A 19,787-nucleotide genomic window follows, 5' to 3' on the forward strand; every position below is an offset into this window, starting at 1 on the left:
GGGAAGCCCGTCGGGCCAGAAAAAGGATTATGAAGAAACTTGATTAAGTGAAGGGGAGACCGCCCGGTCTCCCCTTCACTATGAGGTGAGACAAGTGGTGATAACGCGGACGACGATACGGGCCGCACTGCTACTGTTTTTCGCCCTGCTGGCCGCATATTTCCTATGGTTGGTGCGCGGCGGCCTTTATCCTTTCATTATTGCATTTTTTCTTGCCTATTTGCTCAACCCGGCGGTGGGGTACCTTGAGGGCAAAGGCATAAAGCGGGTTTGGGCAATCGCCTGGGTGTACGTCCTGCTGTTCGCGTGCCTGTTTGTGGTCGGTAGCTGGCTAATCCCGGTGCTGATTCGTGAATTGGAAGGTTTTGGCCAGGAATTGCCCGCGATGATAGCCAAGGGTGAAGAACTGGTCGTCGCCCTTCAGTCGCAATATCAGCAGTCCGCGCTGCCCCACTCGCTGCGCGCCGCTCTCGACAACGGCCTCACCACCCTCCAGGCGTCGCTGCAGTCGTTCGTCGCCGGCATTGTCGGCGGCATCATGCATATGCTAACTCACTTCATCGGTCTGGCGATAAGCCCGGTACTCGCTTTTTATCTCCTCCACGACTGGCATGAGCTGAGCGCGGCCGTACTCCGCACGCTGCCTGCCCGGTGGCGTCACGAAACTGTCCTCATCCTCCGTGACGTAGACGGCGTGCTGTCGGGAGTAATCCGTGGCCAGGTGACGGTAGCTATCATCGTCGGTATTCTCGTCAGCACGGGGCTCTATCTCCTCGATGTCCGTTACGCCCTCATCATCGGCATCCTCGCCGGCGCGCTCGATATAATCCCTTATTTCGGAGCCTTCATCGGCGCCACCCCGGCGGTCACCGTGGCGCTGCTGACATCGCCGCTGCTGGCCTTCAAAGTCGGGCTGCTCTTTTTCGTCATCCATCAGTTGGAGGGGACGGTCATCGGCCCTAAAATCCTTGGCGACAACATCGGGCTCCACCCCCTGTCTGTGATCATGTTCCTCTTTATCGGCGAGGAGTTGGGCGGGCTGATGGGCATGCTGCTAGGCGTGCCGGCCGGAGCGGTGGGAAAGGTGCTGCTAAGCCATCTGTTTCGTATCCTGATATGAGAACAGGGGAAGATTGGCTGCTGCGTAGCCTACGATTCAGCATCCTGTTCCTCCTGGGTAGTATTTGGCAATCCGTTCCGCCGTCTAATGGCGACTGTCGGCATCGTAGACGGATTCATTGACATTAAAGTCCAAATTATGTATAATTCCAAGAGAATGTTTGCCTAATTGTGGAGGTTGATAAACTTGACCGGAAATGAACTGCGCAAGAAATTCCTGCAGTTTTTCGCCAGTAAAGATCATCTCGTTCTTCCCAGCTACCCGCTCGTTCCCGAGAACGACCCGACTCTGCTGTTAATCGGCGCCGGCATGGCGCCGTTCAAGCCCTTCTTCACCGGCAAGATGAAGCCTCCCCACCTGCGGATCGCCACCAGCCAGAAGTGCGTGCGTACCGGCGATATAGAAAATGTCGGCCGTACCGCCAGGCATCACACCTTCTTCGAAATGCTCGGCAATTTCTCCTTCGGCGACTACTTCAAGAAGGACGCTATCGCCTGGGGGTGGGAGTTCGTAACCAAGGAACTCGGCCTTCACCCCGACAAGCTGTGGGTCACCATCCACACCAAGGACGATGAAGCCTTCGAAATCTGGCGCGACGATATCAGCGTGCCGGTTGAGCGCATTGTCCGCATGGAGGACAACTTCTGGGAAATCGGCCCCGGCCCCTGCGGTCCCTGCTCGGAGATTTACGTAGACCTCGGGCCGGAACGCGGCTGCGGCAAGCCGGATTGCGCCGTCGGCTGCAACTGCGACCGTTACCTGGAAATCTGGAATCTTGTCTTCACCCAGTTCGACCGCGACGAAGCCGGCAACTACACGCCGCTCGCCAAGAAAAACATCGATACCGGCGCCGGCCTCGAACGCATCGCGTCGGTGCTGCAGAATAAAAAGTCCAATTTCGAGACCGATCTGCTTTTCCCGATCATTGAGCACATGGAAAAAGTAGCCGGTGTCAAGTACGGCGCCTCGGCGCATACCGACGTATCCCTCAAGGTCATCGCCGACCACGGCCGCAGCATGGTGGTCATGATCGGCGACGGCATCCTGCCTGCCAACGAAGGCCGCGGCTACGTGCTTCGCCGCATCCTCCGCCGGGCCGTCCGCCACGGACGCCTGATGGGGGTCGACAAACCCTTTCTCACCGCGATCGTCGATGTCGTGGCGGATATTTTCGCCGAGCCTTATCCCGATATTGGCGAAAAGCGGGCCTATATCAAGAAAGTCATCCAGATGGAGGAAGACCGCTTCGGCGCCACCCTTCTCCAGGGACTCGACCTTCTCAACAAGCACATCGATGAGCTGAAGGCGGCCGGCGGTAAAACTCTCGACGGCGCGTCGGCCTTTCGTCTCTACGATACCTTCGGCTTCCCGTGGGAGCTGACCGAGGAAATCCTGTCCGAAAACGGCATGTCGATGGACAAGACCGCTTTCGATGACGCTATGAACCAGCAGCGGGAGCGGGCCCGCGCCGCCCGCAGCGAAAACGCCCGTATCGACCTGCCCGATCTGACCGGCGTAATCAACGCGCCCGTGGTCCAAGACCCGTGCGCCGATACTGCCAAGATCGTCGTCATCCTCAAGGACGGCAAGGTCCTCGCCGAAGCTAACGACGGCGAAGAGGCGGCCGTTATCTTGAACGTCACCCCCTTCTACGCCGAAAGCGGCGGCCAGGTCGGCGACGCCGGCGTTGTCGCCGGACCCTTGGGAAAGATGCGGGTCAGCACGGCCCAGAAGCTGCCTGACGGCACCGTCTACCATGTCGGCTATATCGAGGAAGGAACGCTCAAGACAGGCGATACCGTAAAGGTAGCGGTTGAAATGCCCCGCCACCTTGCAACCGCCCGCAACCATACCGCGACCCATCTTCTCCACGCCGCCCTCAAGCAGGTCGTCGGCAGTCACGTGAACCAGGCCGGTTCGTTGGTTGGTTCCGACAGACTGCGGTTCGATTTTACCCATTTCGCCCCGGTAACTGAACCGGAACTTGCCGAGGTCGAAAGGCTGGTCAACCAGGCCATCCTCGACAACATCCCGGTCGCGGCCATCGAAACCACCCAGGACCTAGCCAGGGACATGGGGGCGGTGGCGCTGTTCGGCGAAAAATACGGCCATAAGGTGAGGGTAGTCGTCGCCGGCGACTTCAGCAAGGAACTGTGCGGCGGCAGTCACGTGGGCAGCACGGCAGAAATAGCCCTGTTCAAGATCGTCAGCGAAGCCAGCGTCGGCTCCGGCCTGCGTCGTATCGAGGCGGTTACCGGCGGCGGCGCGCTTGAATACATCAACAGCCGCGAACGCATTCTCACCGCTGCTGCGGCAGCCCTCAAAACCAGGCCGGAGGAGCTGGCCGGCAAGGTGGAGGCTCTGGCCGCGGAAATCAAGGAAGTGGAACGCGAACTTGCCAAGGCCAACGTTGAGAAGGCGAAGGGAGAAGTCCAGCGTCTGGCGGATAATCCGGTCACGATCGGCGGCTGCCAGGTAATCAGCGCCGAGGTTGCCATTCCCGACATCGAAGGCCTGCGCAACCTCGCCGACATGCTGCGCGACAAGCTGGCCGGCAAGGCGGGCGTAATCGTGCTCGGCGCCAAACAAGGCGACAAGGTGAGTCTCGTGGCTACGGCCACTCCCCAGGCTGTCGGTCTTGGCGCACACGCCGGCAACATCGTAAAGGCGGCGGCGGCGGTGGCCGGCGGCGGCGGCGGCGGTCGCCCGGACATGGCCCAGGCCGGCGGCAAGCTGCCCGAGAAACTGGCGGATGCGCTGAAAGCCGCCGAAACTGCGCTCGAAGGCCAGATTAAAAAATAAGCTTTCAGGGGCGGGCCGCAGGGATAGGCCCGCCCGTGATTTATTTTCCGCCCACACAGGAAATAAATAGGCAGAGTAGAATATAATGGTATAGCACGGGAAATACTAATGGGGAGGAGGGTGTCCCATGGCCAATCCGTCTGAGCAGACGATGATGTTCAAAGTCGACAGCGAGGAGAAAAACGCTGCCGTCATCATCAACTCCGTATACGAGGCGTTGAGGGAGAAAGGTTACAACCCGATCAACCAACTGGTAGGATACCTTCTGTCAGGAGACCCGACCTACATAACCAGCTACAAGAATGCCCGCACGCTGATCCGTAAGCTCGAGCGGGACGAATTGCTCGAAGAACTGGTCAAGGCCTACCTGGAAAAGAAGTAGATGGAGTACCGCGTTCTCGGCAACACGGGCCTTTTGGTGTCGCGTCTGTGCTTCGGGGCGCTGACCATCGGTCCATTGCAGGCAAAATTGCCTCTGCAGAGCGGCGCCGCCGTTATCCGGGCGGCCCTGGACGCAGGGGTTAATTTTATTGACACCGCCGAACTCTACGGCACCTACCCTTATATCAAGGCCGCTATTCGCGGCGCGACCGACGTTATCGTGGCTTCAAAATCCTACGCCTACACCTATGACGACATGCGTCGCAGCGTGGAAGAGGCCTGCCGGGCGATCGGCCGCGACTATATCGACATTTTCCTGCTGCACGAGCAGCCCAGCCGCCTGACTTTAAAAGGCCATGCCGATGCCCTGGCCTACCTGACGGACGCCAAGCGTCAGGGGACGATAAGAGCGGCGGGAGTTTCCACCCATACTGTCGAGGTAGCGCGGGCGGCGGCGGAAATGGCCGCGGTCGACGTCATCCACCCTTTGTTCAATAGGCGCGGCGTCGGGATAATGGACGGCACGGCGGAAGACATGGCCGCCGCTGTCGCCGCCGCGGCTGCGGCCGGCAAAGGCGTCTACACCATGAAAGCGCTGGGCGGAGGCCACCTCATCAAGGACGCGGCGGCGGCGCTTTCCTGGGTGCTCGCTTCTCCAGGCGTTTGTTCCGTAGCGGTGGGGATGCAGTCGACCGATGAGGTGGCGTATAACTGTGCGTTGGTCAAGGGGACAAGTCCTGACCGGGAAATCGCTGGTCGCCTTGCGGGACGCACGCGGCGGCTGTTGATCGAAGACTGGTGCGCAGGCTGCGGGCGGTGCGCGGACAAGTGTCCGGCCGGCGCTTTGCGCCTCAGGGACGGTCGGATCGCGGTCGACCCGGCGAAATGCCTTTGTTGCGGCTATTGCGGAGCACACTGTCCCGAGTTTTGTTTAAAAATAATATAGAATAGATAATTGGGAGCCATTATGCGCATACTAGCACTTGATGTCGGCGAAAGGACGATCGGCGTGGCCGTGAGCGACGAACTGGGGCTTACCGCCCAGGGGCTGGAGGTCATCCGGCGCACTTCACCCGCGGCCGACTTCCGCCGCCTCGCCGAACTTGTCGCCGCTTACAAGGTCGATACCTTCCTCATCGGTTTGCCAAAGAATATGAACGGCACAATTGGACCGCGGGGCGAGTCGACCCAGCGCTTCGCCGCCGAAATAGCGGCCGCTTTTCCGTCATGCGGTGTCAAGCTGTGGGATGAGCGCCTGTCGACGGTGGCGGCGGAACGGTCGCTGATCGAGGCCGACGTCAGCCGCCGCCGGCGGCGCGAGGTGATTGACAAGATGGCGGCGGTGTTTATTCTCCAGGGTTATCTCGACAGTAAGCCGGCCCAGAAACTTCCTTGACAGGCTATTTCTTCTGGGCTACAATTACAGTGACATAAGGAAATGAGGTGACGAAATGGCTGATTTTGAAAATGACGACATGGAAATGGAAGAAGAACCCGTAGTCGTGATGACCGACGAAGAGGGCAATGAATATTATTACCGCGAAGAAGTAATCATCCCCGTGGGCGACAAAAAGTTCGCCATCCTGGTGCCGATCAGCATCGACGAGGACGAGGAAGAAGAGTGCGGCTGCGGCTGCTGCTGCGAGGATGAGGAAACCGACGTTTATATCGCCCGTATCGATATTGACGAGAACGGCGAGGAAATTTACGTCGATCCCACCGACGCAGAATTCGACGAAGTCCGTCAGGCTTACGAAGACCTGCTGGCGGAAGAGGAAGACGAAGCATAATCGAACTGACCTGCTGCAATGGAGCCATAAACGGCTTCATTTTTTTTGCCCTGCTGTGTATAATATACCTTGCAAGTGAGGTGATCTTAAATGCTGCAGTTGGACAAGCAGATACACAAGTGGCTTATAGCAATTGTTATTGCCGGCGTGTTCGTCCTGGCGGCCGGTAGCGCCGTTTACAGCCTCGCCAGGCCGGTTAACGCCTCCGCCGGCGACGCCATAATGGTCGTCGTCAAGCCGGGGATGGCTACCCAGGCCATTGGCGAGCTTTTACACGACAAAGGGCTGATAAAGAATGTGCTGATTTTCCGGGTCATGGCCAAAATGGAAGGAATGGAAGGCAGCCTTCAGGCGGGGGAGTACTCCTTTAGCAAGGCGATGACGGTCAGGGAAATCATCGGCAAGCTGGTGCGGGGCGAAACCGCGTATAGACAGTTCACCATTCCCGAAGGGTTCACCATCGACCAAATCGCCGCCCTTCTGGAAAAAAACAAACTGGCGTCGGCGGCCAAATACAAGGCTGTTGCCGCCGGCTACGCTCCGTATGATTATATACGCCCGGCCGCGAACGTGAAGTATCAGGCCGAAGGGTTCGTATTCCCCGATACCTACCGCGTCGCGGCCGGCACCAGCGAAGCACAGTTGGTCAAGATGATGATGTCCCAGTTCGACAGCCAGTTCACGCCGACTATGCGTGAGCGCGCGGCTGAGCTAGGACTGTCGGTGCGGGAAGTGGTCATTTTGGCCTCTTTGGTCGAAAAGGAAGCTCAGCTGGCTGCGGAACGGCCGGTCATCGCCGGCGTGTTTCTCCGGCGGCTGAAGCTCGGAATGCCGCTGCAGTCGTGCGCCACCATCCAGTATATCCTCGGTTACCCGAAGCCCGAGTTGACGGTGCAGGATACCGAAATTCCCTCTCCTTACAATACCTACCAGAACATGGGCCTGCCGCCCGGTCCGATTGCCAGCCCGGGGCTGGCGTCCATAAAGGCGGTGCTTTATCCGGCCGATACCGAGTATCTGTACTTTTTCGCGAATAAAGACGGCAGCCACGTATTCAGCCGAACGTACGAAGAGCACCTGGCGGCCATCAACCGGGACGACTCTTAGGTGGACGACCTGCTACGGTCTATGGAGGAATACGCCGCTTTGCGGACCATCCCGGTCATCGGGCGCGACGGCGCGGCGCTGCTGGCCGCCACGGTGGCGGAAGCCGGCCCGAGGACAATCCTCGAGATCGGCACAGCCATCGGCTATTCGACACTGCTGATGGCTGAGCGCGCGCCGAACGATGCGGTGATCACCACCATCGAAGTCGATGCCGAACGGGCTGCCGCTGCGGCGGCTTTTTTCCGCCGCTCCCGCCACGCCGGCCGTATCGATCTGCTGGTGGGCGATGCGGCCGCTATCCTTCCCGTGCTGGGAGGGACATACGATTTTCTGTTCATCGACGCCGCCAAAGCCCATTATCTCGATTACCTGGCCAAGGCAATGGACAAGCTCCGGCCCGGAGCGGTCGTTTTCGCCGACAACGTTTATTTCTACGGCCTGGTGACGGCCGAGCGGCCGCCGCGCCGCATGCGGACGCTCGTAAAGAGGATGCGGGCTTATCTTGATTTCGTAAACAGCGATGCCCGGTTTGCTACGACCGTTCATCCGATCGGCGACGGCATCGCCATTTCCCGCTTTCAGGGGGACGACACCAATGCGCATTCCTGAACTTTTAGCACCCGCCGGCAATCTGGAGAAGCTCCGCGTCGCCCTTGCCTATGGCGCCGACGCCGTATATTTCGGCGGCAAAAGCTTTGGCCTCAGGGCGTTTTCCGACAACTTCGGCGACGAGGAATTGGCGGCCGCCGTGGCCGTCGCCCATGAAGCCGGCAAAAAGGCGTATGTTACCGTCAACATTTTTCCCCATAACGAGGACCTGCCGGCCCTGCCCGTCTATATAGCGCTGCTGAGGGACATCGGCGCCGACGCGGTGATAGTATCCGATCCGGGCGTTTACCGGATCGTCCGCCAGGTCGCTCCCGAACTTCCAATCCACATCAGCACTCAGGCCAACACTACCAATTGGTCGGCAGCCTTGTTCTGGCAGGAGTTGGGCGCCCGCAGGATCGTGCTGGCCCGCGAAGTATCCCTGGCCGATGTCAGGCTGATCCGTGAACGGACCGCTATTGAACTGGAAGCCTTCGTCCACGGCGCCATGTGCATTTCATATTCGGGCCGTTGCCTGTTGAGCAACTATTTCACCGGCCGCGACGCTAACCGGGGCGAATGCGCCCAGGCCTGCCGCTGGCGCTACCATGTGGTCGAGGAAACGCGCCCGGGCCAGTATTTCCCGGTCACCGAGGACGAACGCGGCACTTATTTGTTTAACTCCCGCGACCTGTGCCTGCTGCCTCACATCCCCGCAATGATTGACAGCGGGCTGAGCAGCTTCAAGATCGAAGGCAGGATGAAAAGCGTCCACTATGTCGCGACCGTCGTCAAGGTATACCGCGAGGCCCTCGACGCCTATGCCGCCGACCCACGGCGCTACGATGTACGGGAGGAATGGCTGGCTGAGCTTGCCGCCATATCCCACCGGCCGTACACCACCGGTTTTGCGTTCGGAAAAACTGGCCCCGGGGATCAGCTATATGGCGGCGGCACCTATAAACAGAGCCACGATTTCGTGGGGCTGGTGAGGGGGTATGATCCGGTCCGCGGTCTGGCGGCGGTGGAGCAGCGCAACAACATGAAGGTGGGCGAAGAGATCGAGGTTCTTTTGCCTCAGGGAAAAAGCTTCCGGCAGCATATCGACGCCATGTTCGACGCCGAGGGCAATCCGATCGAGGTTGCTCCCCACCCGCAGCAGCTTGTCTACATCCCTGCGGAGCGACCGGTGGTAGAGTTCGCTATGCTGCGGCGAAAGGGGAGAGGGGATGTTTGACGCCGGGACGATTTACATCCGCGTCGAGCCGCGTGACGTTAACTTCGTCAACCGGATAATGGAGGGGCACGAATATCTCGGCGTCGTAACGACGGTCGACAAAGCGCGCGGTATCTTGGCCGTGCGGGCCACCACCGATACCGCGGCGGCGGCGCGGGCTATCCTCGGACGCCTGCCGGTCCTGGTCGAATTCCTCGAAAAGCCCGAATAATTCCAATAAATGCAACAAGTCCCCCGGCGCATTGCCGGGGGATTTGTTGCGCCGAGTCGGTCCTCTGCCGCGGGGACGTTTTAAGCAGGCAACAAATGGAGAAACTAAAAGCAGATCAACTTTCGAGGTGGCTCATGATATCCAGCAAAAGGATTTTTGGCCTCGCAGTTATGTTTTCGATCATTTGTTGCCTGCTTGCAGGCCGCCTCGTCTATCTTCACCTTGTCGCCGGTCCGCGCCTGGCTATCCAAAGCCTCGGCAGCCGCATCCAGGAGGTGCCGGTCGATGTGGACCGGGGTGAGATCCTAGACCGCAACGGCGTACCGCTTACCAACACCGCCCAGCATTTCAGCCTGGCGGTGTTTCCTACCCATATAGCCGATGTTCGGCGGGCAACGGCAGAACTAGCCGAACTGACCGGCTTCGACGCCGCGAAAATCGCAGCCCGTATCGATCGCGACGGGCGGCCGTTCAAGCTGAAAACCGATATGGACGCCATGAGCGCCAGGAAGGTCAATGCCCGCCATATACCCGGCGTGATGGCGGTTGCCGAGAAGGTTCGCTATGGTTACAGCTCGCTGGCCGCGCATGTGGTCGGTTATATAAACGCTGCGGACAATCGCGGCGTCAGCGGCATCGAAGGCATGTACGACGATATTCTCCGCGGCGGTCAGCCCACTTATCTGGTTGCGGTAGTCGACGCCGGCCAGCAGTTGATTCCCGGTCTCGGCTATAAAAGGTTGAGGCTGGCGGACGGCGGGGGACCCAGTCACGTTGTTCTCACCATCGATAGCAGGACGCAAAAAATCGTCGAGAAAGTGATGGACGAAAATATCGTTAAAGGGGCGGTAGTCGTCATGCGTCCGGGGACGGGCGAGCTACTGGCGATGGCCTCCAGGCCCGGTTTCGACGCCAACAACCTCGGCGAATACCTCGGCAGGGGGACGGCGCCGCTTTTGAACAGAGCGGTGGCGGCCTATCAGCCGGGCTCGGTGTTCAAGCTCGTGGTGGCTTCAGCCGCTCTCGAGGAGGGGGTCGTTAGCCCGAACGATCAATTCTATGATCCCGGATATATCGATATTAACGGCCTGAGGTTCAAGGGCTGGGACTTCGAGCAGGGCGGACGCGGTAAACTATCTTTTGCCGAAGCGATGGCTTATTCCAGCAATCCAGTGCTGATCCAGGTCGGGACAAAGCTTGGGGCGGCCAAGCTGATTGATTATGCCGACAGGCTCGGGTTCGGACACAAAACGAAACTGGAGTTCGACGGCGAAGCGGACGGCAACCTGCCAACTCCGGACAGCGTTTATCCGGGCGACCTCGCCAACCTCGCCATTGGGCAGGGGACGCTCGAAGCCACGCCGCTGCAAATAGCCTGCATGGTAGCCACCATCGTCAACGACGGCGTCGCTGTCGATCCGTATATTGTCAGTCGGCTGACAGCCGCCGACGGCACGATCGTCAAAAGTTTTCCCGCTTCGCGCGGCCATCGCGTACTTTCCCGGCGGACGGCAGGCCAACTGCGGACGATGATGCAAGCCGTCACGCGCGTCGGTACGGGGCAGGAGGCATATGTCGAAGGGTTCGGCAGCGCGGGCAAGACGGGGACGGCGGAAACGGGCCGTTCTGGCCCGGCCGGCAGGAGCGTCAACCACGCCTGGTTTGCAGGGTACGCGCCTCTTGATAATCCCCGGTATGTCGTGGTAGTATTTGTAGAAGATGGCATGTCGGGCGGCGACGTCGCCGCTCCCATCTTCCGGGAGATAACCGCGCGGATTCTGGCAGGCGGCTGACCGTGTATGCCGTCCTGCGGAAAGCGGATAATAAGGTTAACGGAGGTTACCGTGGATAATCTGGAGCAAGCCCGTCAAGCGGTGCGCGAGGCCATCAGGCAGGGCGCGCACGCCGCCGAAGCATACCTGCTCGACTCCCAATCACTGCTCGTCGAAGTCGCCGACCAGGCGGTCGAAACCCTTAAATTCGCCAACGACACCGGTCTTGGCGTGCGAGTCTTCGCCCGCGACGGCCGGGTGGGCTTCGCCTTCGCCACCGACATCTCGACAGCGTCGCTGGCTGAGACGGCTAGGCAGGCGATCGCCAACAGCCGCATCACCTTTCCGGACACATACAATACGCTGCCGGCGTCTGCCGGCAATATACCGTCGTTGCGTCTTCTCGACCCGGCGATCGGCGCCGCCGCGGTCGAGCGGAAAATCGAACTCGCCAAAGGGGTGGAGGCTGCTGCTCGCCGGAGGGACGGCCGGGTGAAGCGCACGGAACGCTGCGTTTACGAGGATGCCGAATACGGCGTTGCCCTCGCCAACTCGAATGAACTGGCCGTTTCCTATCGCTCCGGCTACTGCGGGTTGTACGGCGTGGTCCTGGCGGAAGACGGCGGCGACGTGCAGACTGGCATGGGGCTGAGCTATTCCCGGGACTTCGCCGCTCTCGACCCTGAAGAAGTTGGCCGGGAGGCAGCCCGTGAGGCCTGTCTCCTTCTGGGGGCGAAAGAAATCGGCACAGTCAAGGCTGCCATTGTCCTGCCGCCATATGTGGCCACCAATTTCCTCGCGGTTCTTGTTCCCGCCCTGAGCGCGGACGCCGTGCAGAAGGGACGTTCGCTCTTTCGCGACAGCGTCGGCAAAAAAGTGGCCTCGCCCTTCATCACCCTTGTGGACGACGGAAGGCTGGACGGCGGTGTCGCCACTTCGCCGGTCGACGGCGAGGGGGTGCTGACCGGGAGGACCGAACTTATCACAAGCGGCGTTCTGCAGGGGTTTCTCCATAACACTTACACCGCCGGGCGGGTCGGCGCCGCCAGCACCGGCAACGGCGTCCGCCATTCGTTCAGGGGGATGCCGGAGGTCGGCCCGACCAATATCTTTTTCGCCAAGGGTGAAACCCCTCGTGACGAATTGATCGGCGGCGTTAAGGAAGGGCTTTACATCACCAGCGTGATGGGCATGCACACCGCCAACCCGATCTCCGGCGATTTCTCGGTGGGCGCGGCCGGCGTATGGATCAGGGACGGACAGTTTACGCAGCCGGTGCGGGGGGTGGCGATCGCCGGCAATATTCTCGACTTCCTCGGCGAGGTGGATGCCGTCGGCGACGATTTGCGGTTTTTCGGTTCCCAGGGGGCTCCGACGCTAAGAATTGACAAAATAACCATCAGCGGAGCTTGAGCGCCGAGCAAAAGCTAGGCAAGTTCGGATAATTGTGGTAAAATATCTGAGTTAGCATGCATAGCGGACGGAGGATTGATGTATGAATAACGTCAGACCGCGGGTGCTCGTCATCCATGGGCCCAACCTCAATCTGCTCGGTCGCCGAGAACCCAACGTCTACGGCTCGCTGTCGCTGGACGAAATCGACCGTCGCCTGCGGGAAAAGGCGGGCGCGCTCGGCCTTGATCTGGAGATCGTTCAGACCAATCACGAGGGTGTCATGGTCGAGACCATCCAGAAAGCCATGCAGGGTTATGCCGGCATCGTTATCAACCCCGCCGCTTTCACCCACTACAGCATAGCCGTCCGCGACGCGCTCGCGGCCGTATCCGTGCCGTCCGTAGAGGTTCATTTATCCAACATCTACACCAGGGAGGAGTTTCGCCGTCATTCGGTCGTCGCCCCGGTAGTGGACGGGCAGATCAGCGGCCTGGGGCCGCTGGGCTACCTGCTCGCGCTGGAAGCTGTCGCCGCGATGGCTGGCGAAGAGAAATGACCAATCGTCTGCATTCTTTACGCACTTATATCGCCACGGAGGGCTTGGCGGCGGTTATCGTCGCCAAACCGGAAAATAGGCGCTATTTCAGCGGCTTCACCGGTTCGTCCGGCCTGCTGCTCGTCAGCGCTGACGCAGCCAAGTTGATAACCGACTTTCGCTATATCGTGCAGGCCGGGCGCGAGGCGCCCGACTTTGCCGTCGTCCGCCACGGCAGCGACCTTTATGAAACGCTGGCCGCGGAAATAAAAAGTTTAGGCGACGGAAAGGTCGGCTTCGAAAGCGACTTCACCACCTGGGACGTCTGCCAGAAACTGAACGGGATCATAGCCCAGCCGACCCCGGTGCGACTGGACAAGCTGCGGATGGTTAAGGACGAAGCCGAACTGGCCGCGCTCCGTATAGCGGTCAGTCTGGCCGACGACGCCTTCGACAACATCCTCGGCTATCTTCGGCCGGGAATCAGTGAACGTGACGTTGCCCTCGAGCTGGAGTTCTTCATGCGGAAAAACGGCGCTGAAAAGGTCGCCTTCGATACAATTGTCGCCTCCGGGCCGCGATCAGCCCTGCCCCACGGGCGGGCCAGCGACCGGACGATTGCCGCCGGCGATTTCGTCACCATGGACTTCGGAGCTGTGTATCAGGGCTATCATTCCGACATCACCCGCACTGTAGTTGTCGGCAAAGCGTCGGCAAGGCAGCGTGAAATATACGATCTTGTGCTTGCCGCCCAACTGGCCGGGCTTGACGCCGTGACCGCCGGCAAGACCGGTCGCGAAGTGGACGCCGTAGCTCGCAAAGTTATCGGTGACGCTGGTTTTGCGGATAAATTCGGCCACGGCCTCGGTCACGGCGTGGGGCTCGAAATCCACGAGGAACCGCGCTTGTCGCCATCCGGCGGCGAGGTGTTGGCCGCCAACATGACGGTCACGGTCGAGCCGGGAGTATACTTCCCCGACTGGGGCGGCGTCAGGATCGAAGACACTGTGGTTGTTACCGCCGGCGGCGCGCAGGTGCTGACGGCGAGCAGCAAGGAATTCATACAGATAAGCTAGTGGACCGAAGACTAGTATATTGGAGGTTATGCAATGATTTCGAGCAACGATTTCCGTACCGGCGTGACCATCGAACTTGAGGGCGGCGTCTGGCAAGTCGTCGACTTCCAGCATGTCAAACCCGGCAAGGGCTCGGCTTTTGTCCGCACCAAGCTTAAAAACGTCAAAACGGGCGCCGTCGTAGAACGCACCTTCAACGCCGGGGAGAAAGTGCCCCGCGCCCATCTTGACCAGCGCCAGATGCAGTACCTCTACGAAAGCGACGGGTCCTACAACTTCATGGACAACGAAACCTACGAGCAGATCGCCCTCAGCAACGAACAACTGGGCGACGCCACGCGTTTCCTTAAGGAAAACATGAGCATAGGTGTCCTCTTTTTCCAGGGCGTCGTCATCGGTATCGACATGCCCAACTCGGTCGAACTGGAAGTGGTCGAGACCGACCCCGGCATCCGCGGCGACACCGCTACCGGCGGCACCAAACCCGCCAAACTCGAGACCGGCTATGTCGTAAAAGTGCCGCTGTTCATCAATATCGGCGACGTACTCAGGATTGATACCCGATCCGGCGACTACATAGAACGCGCTTAAATACGGCGGAGGCTGCCATTCTGGCAGCCTCCGGTTATTTTGTACTCCCGACCTCCCCAAGTAATGTTTTCGCGCGATAGTGGCAATACTACCACTAGCGCCGTTAATAGCCAAAAGAGGGGGGTAATCATGGGCAATATAAAGGAAAAAGTTGCTTATTTGCAAGGACTAACCAAGGGACTGAACGTCAGCGGCCAATCTTCGGAAGGTAAACTGCTGCTCAACATGGTCGACGTGCTGCAAGACATGGCTGAGGAAATCGATTGCCTGCACTCCGGGCAGGAGGACCTGGAAAATTACGTAGAAACCATCGACGAAGACCTTACCGACCTCGAAGAGGAGGTATTCGAGGACATCCACGATATCGAGACTGTGGAAGTGGATTGCCCCAACTGCCATGAGACCGTGGCCTTCGAATCGGACCTTCTCAACGAGGACGATATGGTCGAGGTCACCTGTCCCAACTGTGGCGAGGTGGTTTACGACAATACGCTCGAGTTTGCCGACGCCGCGGAAGAGGACATCGTCTACCGGCGAAGCATCCATCCTGGCGTGTAACAACCGATAAAGACAAAAAATCCCGGCTGACCGGGATTTTTGCTTTTATGGCATAAAGTAGTTTTACCGCCAATATCTATGTAAAGAGAAAGGCGGGACAAAGATATGTCCTATTGCGCAGTACTTGCCAAAACCCTCTTTCCGATGCTCGCCCCAACGGTGGCCGCCGTTCTCCGCGCCGTTTCGCCGGCGCTGCTGGACAAGGCCGGCGAAGTGCGTGTCAGGGCCGGTAAGCCGCTGCTCGTCGTTACGGGCGACGGAGACGTTTTTCTCGACGCAGCCGGCCGGCCGTCCCAGCCGGCGAAAGCGTACATCGTCAGCGGCGAGGACGTGGCCAAAACCTTGCAGATTGTCAGCCGCAACTCGCTGTACGCCTGTGAAGAGGAACTGCGCCAGGGGTTCATTACGGTGGCCGGAGGCCATCGCATCGGCATCGCGGGTCAGGCCGTGATGACAGAGGGGGAACTGAAGTCCCTTAAGAACATCGGCTCCCTCAATATCCGCCTGTCCAGGGAAGTGCGCGGCGCAGCCGACGCCGTGATGCCATACGCGGTTTCCGGGCCCCGCCGCGTTATGAGCAGCCTTGTGATTTCGCCGCCCCGGTGCGGGAAAACCACCCTGCTCAGGGATATGGCCAGGCAATTGAGCGCCGGCGTTGCCAGCCTCGGCTTCGCCGGCGTACAGGTCGGGATTGTCGACGAACGCTCGGAGCTGGCGGCATGTCGGGATGGCGTGCCAACGGCCGATCTTGGTCCGCGGATCGATGTGCTCGACGGCTGCCCGAAAGCGGTGGGGATGCTGATGCTTATCCGGTCGATGGCGCCGCAGGTCATAATCACCGACGAACTCGGCCGTGAGGCAGACGCCGCCGCCGTGCTCGAGGCCGGACGCGCCGGCGTGGCCGTCATCGCCAGCGCGCATGGCAAGGATGTAGCCGACATCGCCGCTCGCCCTTTCGTCGGCGAGCTGATTGCCGGCCGGGTTTTCGACCGTTACATAGTTCTCGGCGACAAGCCCGCTGTCGGCGTTATTCAAGAGATTGCCGCCGGCGGCGGAGAGGTAATTTATCGCCGGTCCGGAGGTATTAAGGCATGTGGGTAAAGCTGCTGGGAAGCGCTATGGTTATCGTCGCCGGTACCGGCATTGGCTTCGCCGCGGCCTGGCGCTACAGCGAGCGGCCGCGGCAGATCGGGCATCTGATAAGTTGCCTGACCGCTCTGAGCTCGTATGTCAATTACGCAGCCTTGCCGCTGGCAGAGGCTCTGTCCCGCGCCGCCGGCGGACTGAACAGCCCGGTGGGGGATTTTCTGCGGCGTACAGCGGCTAACATGGCAGCCCGCAACTGGCTTTCGCCGCGCGAAGCACTGGAGGAGGCGCTGGCCGAGGAAGGGCGCCGGCTTGCCTGGGAGCGGCCTGAACGGGAGACGCTGCTGCTCTTCGGCGCCAACCTCGGCGCAACCGGTCGCGAGGAACAGCAGAAATACCTGGCGATGGTGCTGGAAGAACTGCGGAGAATCGAGCACGAGGCTCTGCGGTCGAGGGATCAGAACGTAAAAATGTACCGGTACCTGGGTATCTGCGGCGGACTCGCCACGGCGATACTGCTCGTCTGAGAAAGGAGCATCGGCGATGAATCTCGATCTATTGTTCAAGATAGCGGGGGTGGGGATACTCATTTCCGTCTTCCATACCGCCCTCAAGCAGGCGGGCAAGGAGGACATGGCCCATCTCTGCACCCTGGCTGGTTTTACGATCGTGCTATTCTGGGTGGTCCAGCTTCTCGGCCAGCTGTTCACCACCGTGCAGACCGTGTTCAAGCTTTTCTAGGAGGCTGGCATGGAAATAATCCAGATCGTCGGCCTGGGCTTCATCGTCACCCTCCTTATTCTGATTATCCGCGGCCAGCGGCCGGAGATAGCCGTGCAGATCAGCATCACCCTGGCGACGGTCATTTTTCTCCTTGTGCTGGCCAAAATCGAAGTTGTGCTCAACCTTTTCCGCGACCTGGCTGACAAGGCCAGCGTAAGCCAGATGTACCTCAACACAATCCTGAAAATTATCGGCATCGCCTATATAACCGAATTCGGCGCCCAGGTATGCCGCGACGCGGGCGAAGGGGCGGTGGCAGGCAAGATCGAATTCGCCGGCAAGGTGCTTGTCATGGTCCTGGCCGTTCCTATCATAGCCCTGGTGCTGGAAACGATTGTCCGACTCATTCCCTGAGGTGGCTGCGATGAGAAGCTTATTGACGGTGGCGCTCATATTGCTTTTCCTTACGTCGCCGGTCTTTGCCGCCCCCGGGGACGCCGCCGGGGAATTGGCCGAAGCCCTGTCCCTCGACGATGTCAATCGCTTCATCGTGAAAATCAACCGCGAGCTAAACGAGGATATCCCGCTCCTGACCGGGGAAACGATCCGCGGGATCGCCGCCCGCGGCTTCTCATTGGACTGGGAGAGCATCAAGCGGGCGGTCGCGGCGCGCCTTTTCAAGGAACTGGCCGCCAACGCCCACCTGATGGGCAAATTGCTCTTTCTAGCCGTGCTCTGCGCCCTTCTGCAGAACCTGCAGAACTCGTTCGAGCACTCGACCGTTTCACTGCTCGCCTACAGTATCTGCTATATCTTTCTGGCTGTCATCGCCCTGACCGCCTTCTATAACGCCATAACGCTGGCGCGGGACACGGTAGGCAATATGGTCGGCTTCATGGAAGCGCTCCTGCCCCTGCTCATTTCACTGCTGGCCGGGGTCGGCGCCGTTACCACCGCGGCGCTGTTCACCCCCCTGATGCTGTTCGTCGTGGGCACGGTCAGCATCGTCGTAAAAGATGTGGTCTTGCCGCTTTTTTTTCTGGCAGCCGTGCTCCAATGCGTCAACTTTCTTTCTAACAAGTACCAGGTCACCAATCTGTGCGGCCTCTTCCGTCAAGGCGGCATGGCGGTGCTGGGGCTCACTCTTGTCGTTTTCGTCGGCGTCATCACCGTGCAGGGCGTCGCCGGCGGCGTCGCCGACGGCGTTGCCCTGCGCACCGCCAAATACGCGACCGCTACCTTCATCCCGGTTGTCGGCAAAATGTTCGCTGACACGGTGGAATTGGTCATGGGGGCGTCCTTGCTGCTGAAGAACGCTATCGGCCTGTTCGGTATAGCGACCGTGTTGACCCTTTGCGCCCTGCCGCTGATAAAACTGGTGTCGCTGATCGTTGTTATAAAGCTGGCCGGGGCGCTTGTCCAGCCGATGGGCGACGAAAAAATGGCCAAATGCCTCGACGGCATGGGCGATAACCTGATGCTTGTTTTCGGCGGCGTGCTGGCGGTAGCGGTAATGTTTTTCCTGACGATCACGATGATCGTCGGCGTTGGCAGCGTCACGATGATGCTGAGGTAAGGAAAGGGGTATAACCTTGCTGTCTGCACTAACCGACTGGGTCAGAAACATCATCATGGTCGTCCTGTTCGCCACCTTCCTCGAACTGCTCCTGCCGTCGAGCGGCATGCAGCGGTTCGTGCGGGTAATAATGGGGATGCTCATCCTGCTTGCCATCCTCGGTCCGGCCGTCGATATCCTCCAAAGCCGCATCACTCCGGAAATGCCTGCGTTCGCCGGACAAAGCGACCCGGCCGCCGACCGGGTCACTAGCGGTGCGGAAGCCGTCGTCCGCGCCCGCGACCGGCTGGCGGCAGAATACTATCGTAAGGACCTGGCCCGGCAGATCCGGGCGGTGGTGGCCGGCATCGACGGCGTCGCCGACGCACGGGTGGCGGTCGAGCTTGAGCAGGGCGAGGGAGGGCGGGCCGGAGCCCTTGGCAAAGTTAGAATCTTCGTATCACCCGGATTGACCTCCGCCGACCGGAAAGTGGCGAAAATTACCGTCGGGAAAGAAGACGGGGCGCATATGGGCGAGCTTAGACCGGCTTTGCGCGAAAGAATCGTCCGCACAGTGTCGGAGCTTTATCAACTGCCGGTGTCGCATATCGATGTAACGAAGATGAATTAGGAGGGAGGCCTGACGATGAGCGTTATAGGAGAATTCGTAACGACTACGAAGAGAATATGGCCGGCCAGGTTGGTGAGGGAGGGGGTCCTGAGCCCCCGCCTGCTGCTGCTCGGAGTTATCGGCGTACTTCTCCTGGCTTTCGGCAGCCTCTACGAAGCTCAGCCGGCAAAGCCCAGGCAGGCTGTCCCGACCGAACCGGCAAGGAGCGTCATGGTGCCCCGCAGCTACGAAGAAGCGTTGGAAGCCAAACTCGCCAACCTGCTCTCTCAGGTCAAGGGCGCCGGCGCGGTCGCCGTCAGCGTTACGCTGGAAAGCGGCATTACCCAGGAATACGCCCGCAACACCGTCCGGGAAAGCCGAACCGTCCAGGAACGCGATAATTCGGGAGGCGTACGTACGACGACCGAAAGCAAGGAAAGCAATCAGGTGCTGCTCGGCCGCGACAACGGCGTCGACCGTCCGGTGATGGTGCGGGAAACGAAGCCGGCGGTGAAGGGGGTGCTGGTTATCGCCGAGGGAGCGGGCGACTCGCTGGTGAAAGCCAATCTTACCAAAGCGGTGGAAGCCGGCCTCGGTCTTCCGTCCTATAAGATTACCGTACTGCCGCAGAGAAAGTGAGGTGAGGCCTC

The 19,787-nt window shown here is 59.9% G+C and carries 23 protein-coding genes; all 23 read left to right on the forward strand.

Going from position 1 to position 19,787, the window contains the following annotated elements; all coding sequences use genetic code 11:
* The first annotated feature begins 94 nt into the window (after positions 1–94).
* The 23 genes from Q4T40_07325 to Q4T40_07435 all read left to right on the forward strand — a co-directional run bounded on the left by Q4T40_07325 (position 95) and on the right by Q4T40_07435 (position 19,776).
* Positions 95–1,120, forward strand: a complete 1,026-nt coding sequence (locus Q4T40_07325; GenBank protein MDT8901042.1) for an AI-2E family transporter — start codon at positions 95–97, stop codon at positions 1,118–1,120.
* A gap of 177 nt (positions 1,121–1,297) precedes the next feature.
* Positions 1,298–3,922 carry an alanine--tRNA ligase gene (gene alaS / locus Q4T40_07330; protein ID MDT8901043.1) on the forward strand — a complete coding sequence of 875 codons (2,625 nt, stop codon included), beginning with the start codon at positions 1,298–1,300 and terminating at the stop codon, positions 3,920–3,922.
* Positions 3,923–4,049: 127 nt separating this feature from the next.
* On the forward strand, positions 4,050–4,304 hold the full coding sequence (locus tag Q4T40_07335; protein MDT8901044.1) for an IreB family regulatory phosphoprotein: 255 nt from the start codon (positions 4,050–4,052) through the stop codon (positions 4,302–4,304).
* Positions 4,305–5,249, forward strand: coding sequence for an aldo/keto reductase (locus Q4T40_07340; GenBank protein MDT8901045.1), 945 nt, complete (start codon positions 4,305–4,307; stop codon positions 5,247–5,249). It begins immediately after the preceding gene.
* Positions 5,250–5,270: 21 nt separating this feature from the next.
* Positions 5,271–5,699: a Holliday junction resolvase RuvX gene (ruvX, locus tag Q4T40_07345; GenBank protein MDT8901046.1), complete on the forward strand. Its 429-nt coding sequence runs from the start codon at positions 5,271–5,273 to the stop codon at positions 5,697–5,699.
* Positions 5,700–5,754: 55 nt separating this feature from the next.
* Positions 5,755–6,093: a DUF1292 domain-containing protein gene (locus tag Q4T40_07350; GenBank protein MDT8901047.1), complete on the forward strand. Its 339-nt coding sequence runs from the start codon at positions 5,755–5,757 to the stop codon at positions 6,091–6,093.
* A 90-nt stretch (positions 6,094–6,183) separates the two neighbouring features.
* On the forward strand, positions 6,184–7,200 hold the full coding sequence (mltG, locus tag Q4T40_07355) for an endolytic transglycosylase MltG (protein MDT8901048.1): 1,017 nt from the start codon (positions 6,184–6,186) through the stop codon (positions 7,198–7,200).
* Positions 7,201–7,809, forward strand: coding sequence for an O-methyltransferase (locus tag Q4T40_07360; protein MDT8901049.1), 609 nt, complete (start codon positions 7,201–7,203; stop codon positions 7,807–7,809).
* Positions 7,796–9,025, forward strand: a complete 1,230-nt coding sequence (locus tag Q4T40_07365) for a U32 family peptidase (protein MDT8901050.1) — start codon at positions 7,796–7,798, stop codon at positions 9,023–9,025. The genes Q4T40_07360 and Q4T40_07365 overlap by 14 nt, the downstream gene beginning before the upstream one ends.
* Complete coding sequence (locus Q4T40_07370; GenBank protein MDT8901051.1) at positions 9,018–9,236, forward strand: DUF4911 domain-containing protein; 219 nt, start codon at positions 9,018–9,020, stop codon at positions 9,234–9,236. The genes Q4T40_07365 and Q4T40_07370 overlap by 8 nt, the downstream gene beginning before the upstream one ends.
* 134 nt (positions 9,237–9,370) lie before the next feature.
* The gene (locus Q4T40_07375; GenBank protein ID MDT8901052.1) at positions 9,371–11,029 is read left to right on the forward strand and encodes a penicillin-binding transpeptidase domain-containing protein; all 1,659 of its coding nucleotides are present in this window, start codon (positions 9,371–9,373) and stop codon (positions 11,027–11,029) included.
* A gap of 51 nt (positions 11,030–11,080) precedes the next feature.
* A complete protein-coding gene (locus Q4T40_07380; protein MDT8901053.1) occupies positions 11,081–12,421 on the forward strand; it encodes a TldD/PmbA family protein in 1,341 nt (446 codons plus the stop codon).
* An 82-nt stretch (positions 12,422–12,503) separates the two neighbouring features.
* On the forward strand, positions 12,504–12,959 hold the full coding sequence (aroQ, locus tag Q4T40_07385) for a type II 3-dehydroquinate dehydratase (protein ID MDT8901054.1): 456 nt from the start codon (positions 12,504–12,506) through the stop codon (positions 12,957–12,959).
* On the forward strand, positions 12,956–14,014 hold the full coding sequence (locus tag Q4T40_07390; protein ID MDT8901055.1) for an aminopeptidase P family protein: 1,059 nt from the start codon (positions 12,956–12,958) through the stop codon (positions 14,012–14,014). The genes aroQ and Q4T40_07390 overlap by 4 nt, the downstream gene beginning before the upstream one ends.
* Positions 14,015–14,047: 33 nt before the next feature.
* Positions 14,048–14,605, forward strand: coding sequence for an elongation factor P (gene efp, locus Q4T40_07395; protein ID MDT8901056.1), 558 nt, complete (start codon positions 14,048–14,050; stop codon positions 14,603–14,605).
* A gap of 129 nt (positions 14,606–14,734) precedes the next feature.
* Positions 14,735–15,163, forward strand: a complete 429-nt coding sequence (locus Q4T40_07400; protein MDT8901057.1) for an AraC family transcriptional regulator — start codon at positions 14,735–14,737, stop codon at positions 15,161–15,163.
* Positions 15,164–15,268: 105 nt separating this feature from the next.
* Positions 15,269–16,264, forward strand: a complete 996-nt coding sequence (gene spoIIIAA / locus Q4T40_07405) for a stage III sporulation protein AA (GenBank protein ID MDT8901058.1) — start codon at positions 15,269–15,271, stop codon at positions 16,262–16,264.
* Positions 16,255–16,776, forward strand: coding sequence for a stage III sporulation protein AB (locus tag Q4T40_07410; protein ID MDT8901059.1), 522 nt, complete (start codon positions 16,255–16,257; stop codon positions 16,774–16,776). Before spoIIIAA ends, Q4T40_07410 begins: the two co-directional genes overlap by 10 nt.
* Positions 16,777–16,792: 16 nt before the next feature.
* Positions 16,793–16,990 (forward strand): stage III sporulation protein AC, encoded by a 198-nt coding sequence (spoIIIAC, locus tag Q4T40_07415; GenBank protein MDT8901060.1) that lies wholly within the window; start codon positions 16,793–16,795, stop codon positions 16,988–16,990.
* A gap of 9 nt (positions 16,991–16,999) precedes the next feature.
* Positions 17,000–17,386, forward strand: coding sequence for a stage III sporulation protein AD (gene spoIIIAD, locus Q4T40_07420; protein ID MDT8901061.1), 387 nt, complete (start codon positions 17,000–17,002; stop codon positions 17,384–17,386).
* A gap of 10 nt (positions 17,387–17,396) precedes the next feature.
* Positions 17,397–18,548, forward strand: a complete 1,152-nt coding sequence (gene spoIIIAE / locus Q4T40_07425; protein MDT8901062.1) for a stage III sporulation protein AE — start codon at positions 17,397–17,399, stop codon at positions 18,546–18,548.
* 16 nt (positions 18,549–18,564) lie between these two features.
* Positions 18,565–19,158, forward strand: a complete 594-nt coding sequence (spoIIIAF, locus tag Q4T40_07430) for a stage III sporulation protein AF (protein ID MDT8901063.1) — start codon at positions 18,565–18,567, stop codon at positions 19,156–19,158.
* A 15-nt stretch (positions 19,159–19,173) separates the two neighbouring features.
* The gene (locus Q4T40_07435; protein MDT8901064.1) at positions 19,174–19,776 is read left to right on the forward strand and encodes a hypothetical protein; all 603 of its coding nucleotides are present in this window, start codon (positions 19,174–19,176) and stop codon (positions 19,774–19,776) included.
* Positions 19,777–19,787 lie beyond the last annotated feature (11 nt).

The sequence above is a fragment of the Selenomonadales bacterium 4137-cl genome, assembly GCA_032334055.1.
Lineage (GTDB): Bacteria > Bacillota > Negativicutes > Sporomusales > UBA7701 > Anaeroselena > Anaeroselena agilis.

What these genes read in the sequence shown, in the direction of transcription:
- spoIIIAE (MDT8901062.1), top strand. Translation starts at nt 17,397, where the DNA reads ATGAGAAGCTTATTGACGGTGGCGCTCATATTGCTTTTCCTTACGTCG.
- Q4T40_07400 (MDT8901057.1), top strand. Translation starts at nt 14,735, where the DNA reads ATGGGCAATATAAAGGAAAAAGTTGCTTATTTGCAAGGACTAACCAAG.
- Q4T40_07435 (MDT8901064.1), top strand. Translation starts at nt 19,174, where the DNA reads ATGAGCGTTATAGGAGAATTCGTAACGACTACGAAGAGAATATGGCCG.
- mltG (MDT8901048.1), top strand. Translation starts at nt 6,184, where the DNA reads ATGCTGCAGTTGGACAAGCAGATACACAAGTGGCTTATAGCAATTGTT.
- Q4T40_07365 (MDT8901050.1), top strand. Translation starts at nt 7,796, where the DNA reads ATGCGCATTCCTGAACTTTTAGCACCCGCCGGCAATCTGGAGAAGCTC.
- efp (MDT8901056.1), top strand. Translation starts at nt 14,048, where the DNA reads ATGATTTCGAGCAACGATTTCCGTACCGGCGTGACCATCGAACTTGAG.
- Q4T40_07340 (MDT8901045.1), top strand. Translation starts at nt 4,305, where the DNA reads ATGGAGTACCGCGTTCTCGGCAACACGGGCCTTTTGGTGTCGCGTCTG.
- Q4T40_07375 (MDT8901052.1), top strand. Translation starts at nt 9,371, where the DNA reads ATGATATCCAGCAAAAGGATTTTTGGCCTCGCAGTTATGTTTTCGATC.
- Q4T40_07390 (MDT8901055.1), top strand. Translation starts at nt 12,956, where the DNA reads ATGACCAATCGTCTGCATTCTTTACGCACTTATATCGCCACGGAGGGC.
- spoIIIAC (MDT8901060.1), top strand. Translation starts at nt 16,793, where the DNA reads ATGAATCTCGATCTATTGTTCAAGATAGCGGGGGTGGGGATACTCATT.
- Q4T40_07410 (MDT8901059.1), top strand. Translation starts at nt 16,255, where the DNA reads ATGTGGGTAAAGCTGCTGGGAAGCGCTATGGTTATCGTCGCCGGTACC.
- ruvX (MDT8901046.1), top strand. Translation starts at nt 5,271, where the DNA reads ATGCGCATACTAGCACTTGATGTCGGCGAAAGGACGATCGGCGTGGCC.
- spoIIIAD (MDT8901061.1), top strand. Translation starts at nt 17,000, where the DNA reads ATGGAAATAATCCAGATCGTCGGCCTGGGCTTCATCGTCACCCTCCTT.
- Q4T40_07370 (MDT8901051.1), top strand. Translation starts at nt 9,018, where the DNA reads ATGTTTGACGCCGGGACGATTTACATCCGCGTCGAGCCGCGTGACGTT.
- aroQ (MDT8901054.1), top strand. Translation starts at nt 12,504, where the DNA reads ATGAATAACGTCAGACCGCGGGTGCTCGTCATCCATGGGCCCAACCTC.
- Q4T40_07335 (MDT8901044.1), top strand. Translation starts at nt 4,050, where the DNA reads ATGGCCAATCCGTCTGAGCAGACGATGATGTTCAAAGTCGACAGCGAG.
- spoIIIAA (MDT8901058.1), top strand. Translation starts at nt 15,269, where the DNA reads ATGTCCTATTGCGCAGTACTTGCCAAAACCCTCTTTCCGATGCTCGCC.
- Q4T40_07350 (MDT8901047.1), top strand. Translation starts at nt 5,755, where the DNA reads ATGGCTGATTTTGAAAATGACGACATGGAAATGGAAGAAGAACCCGTA.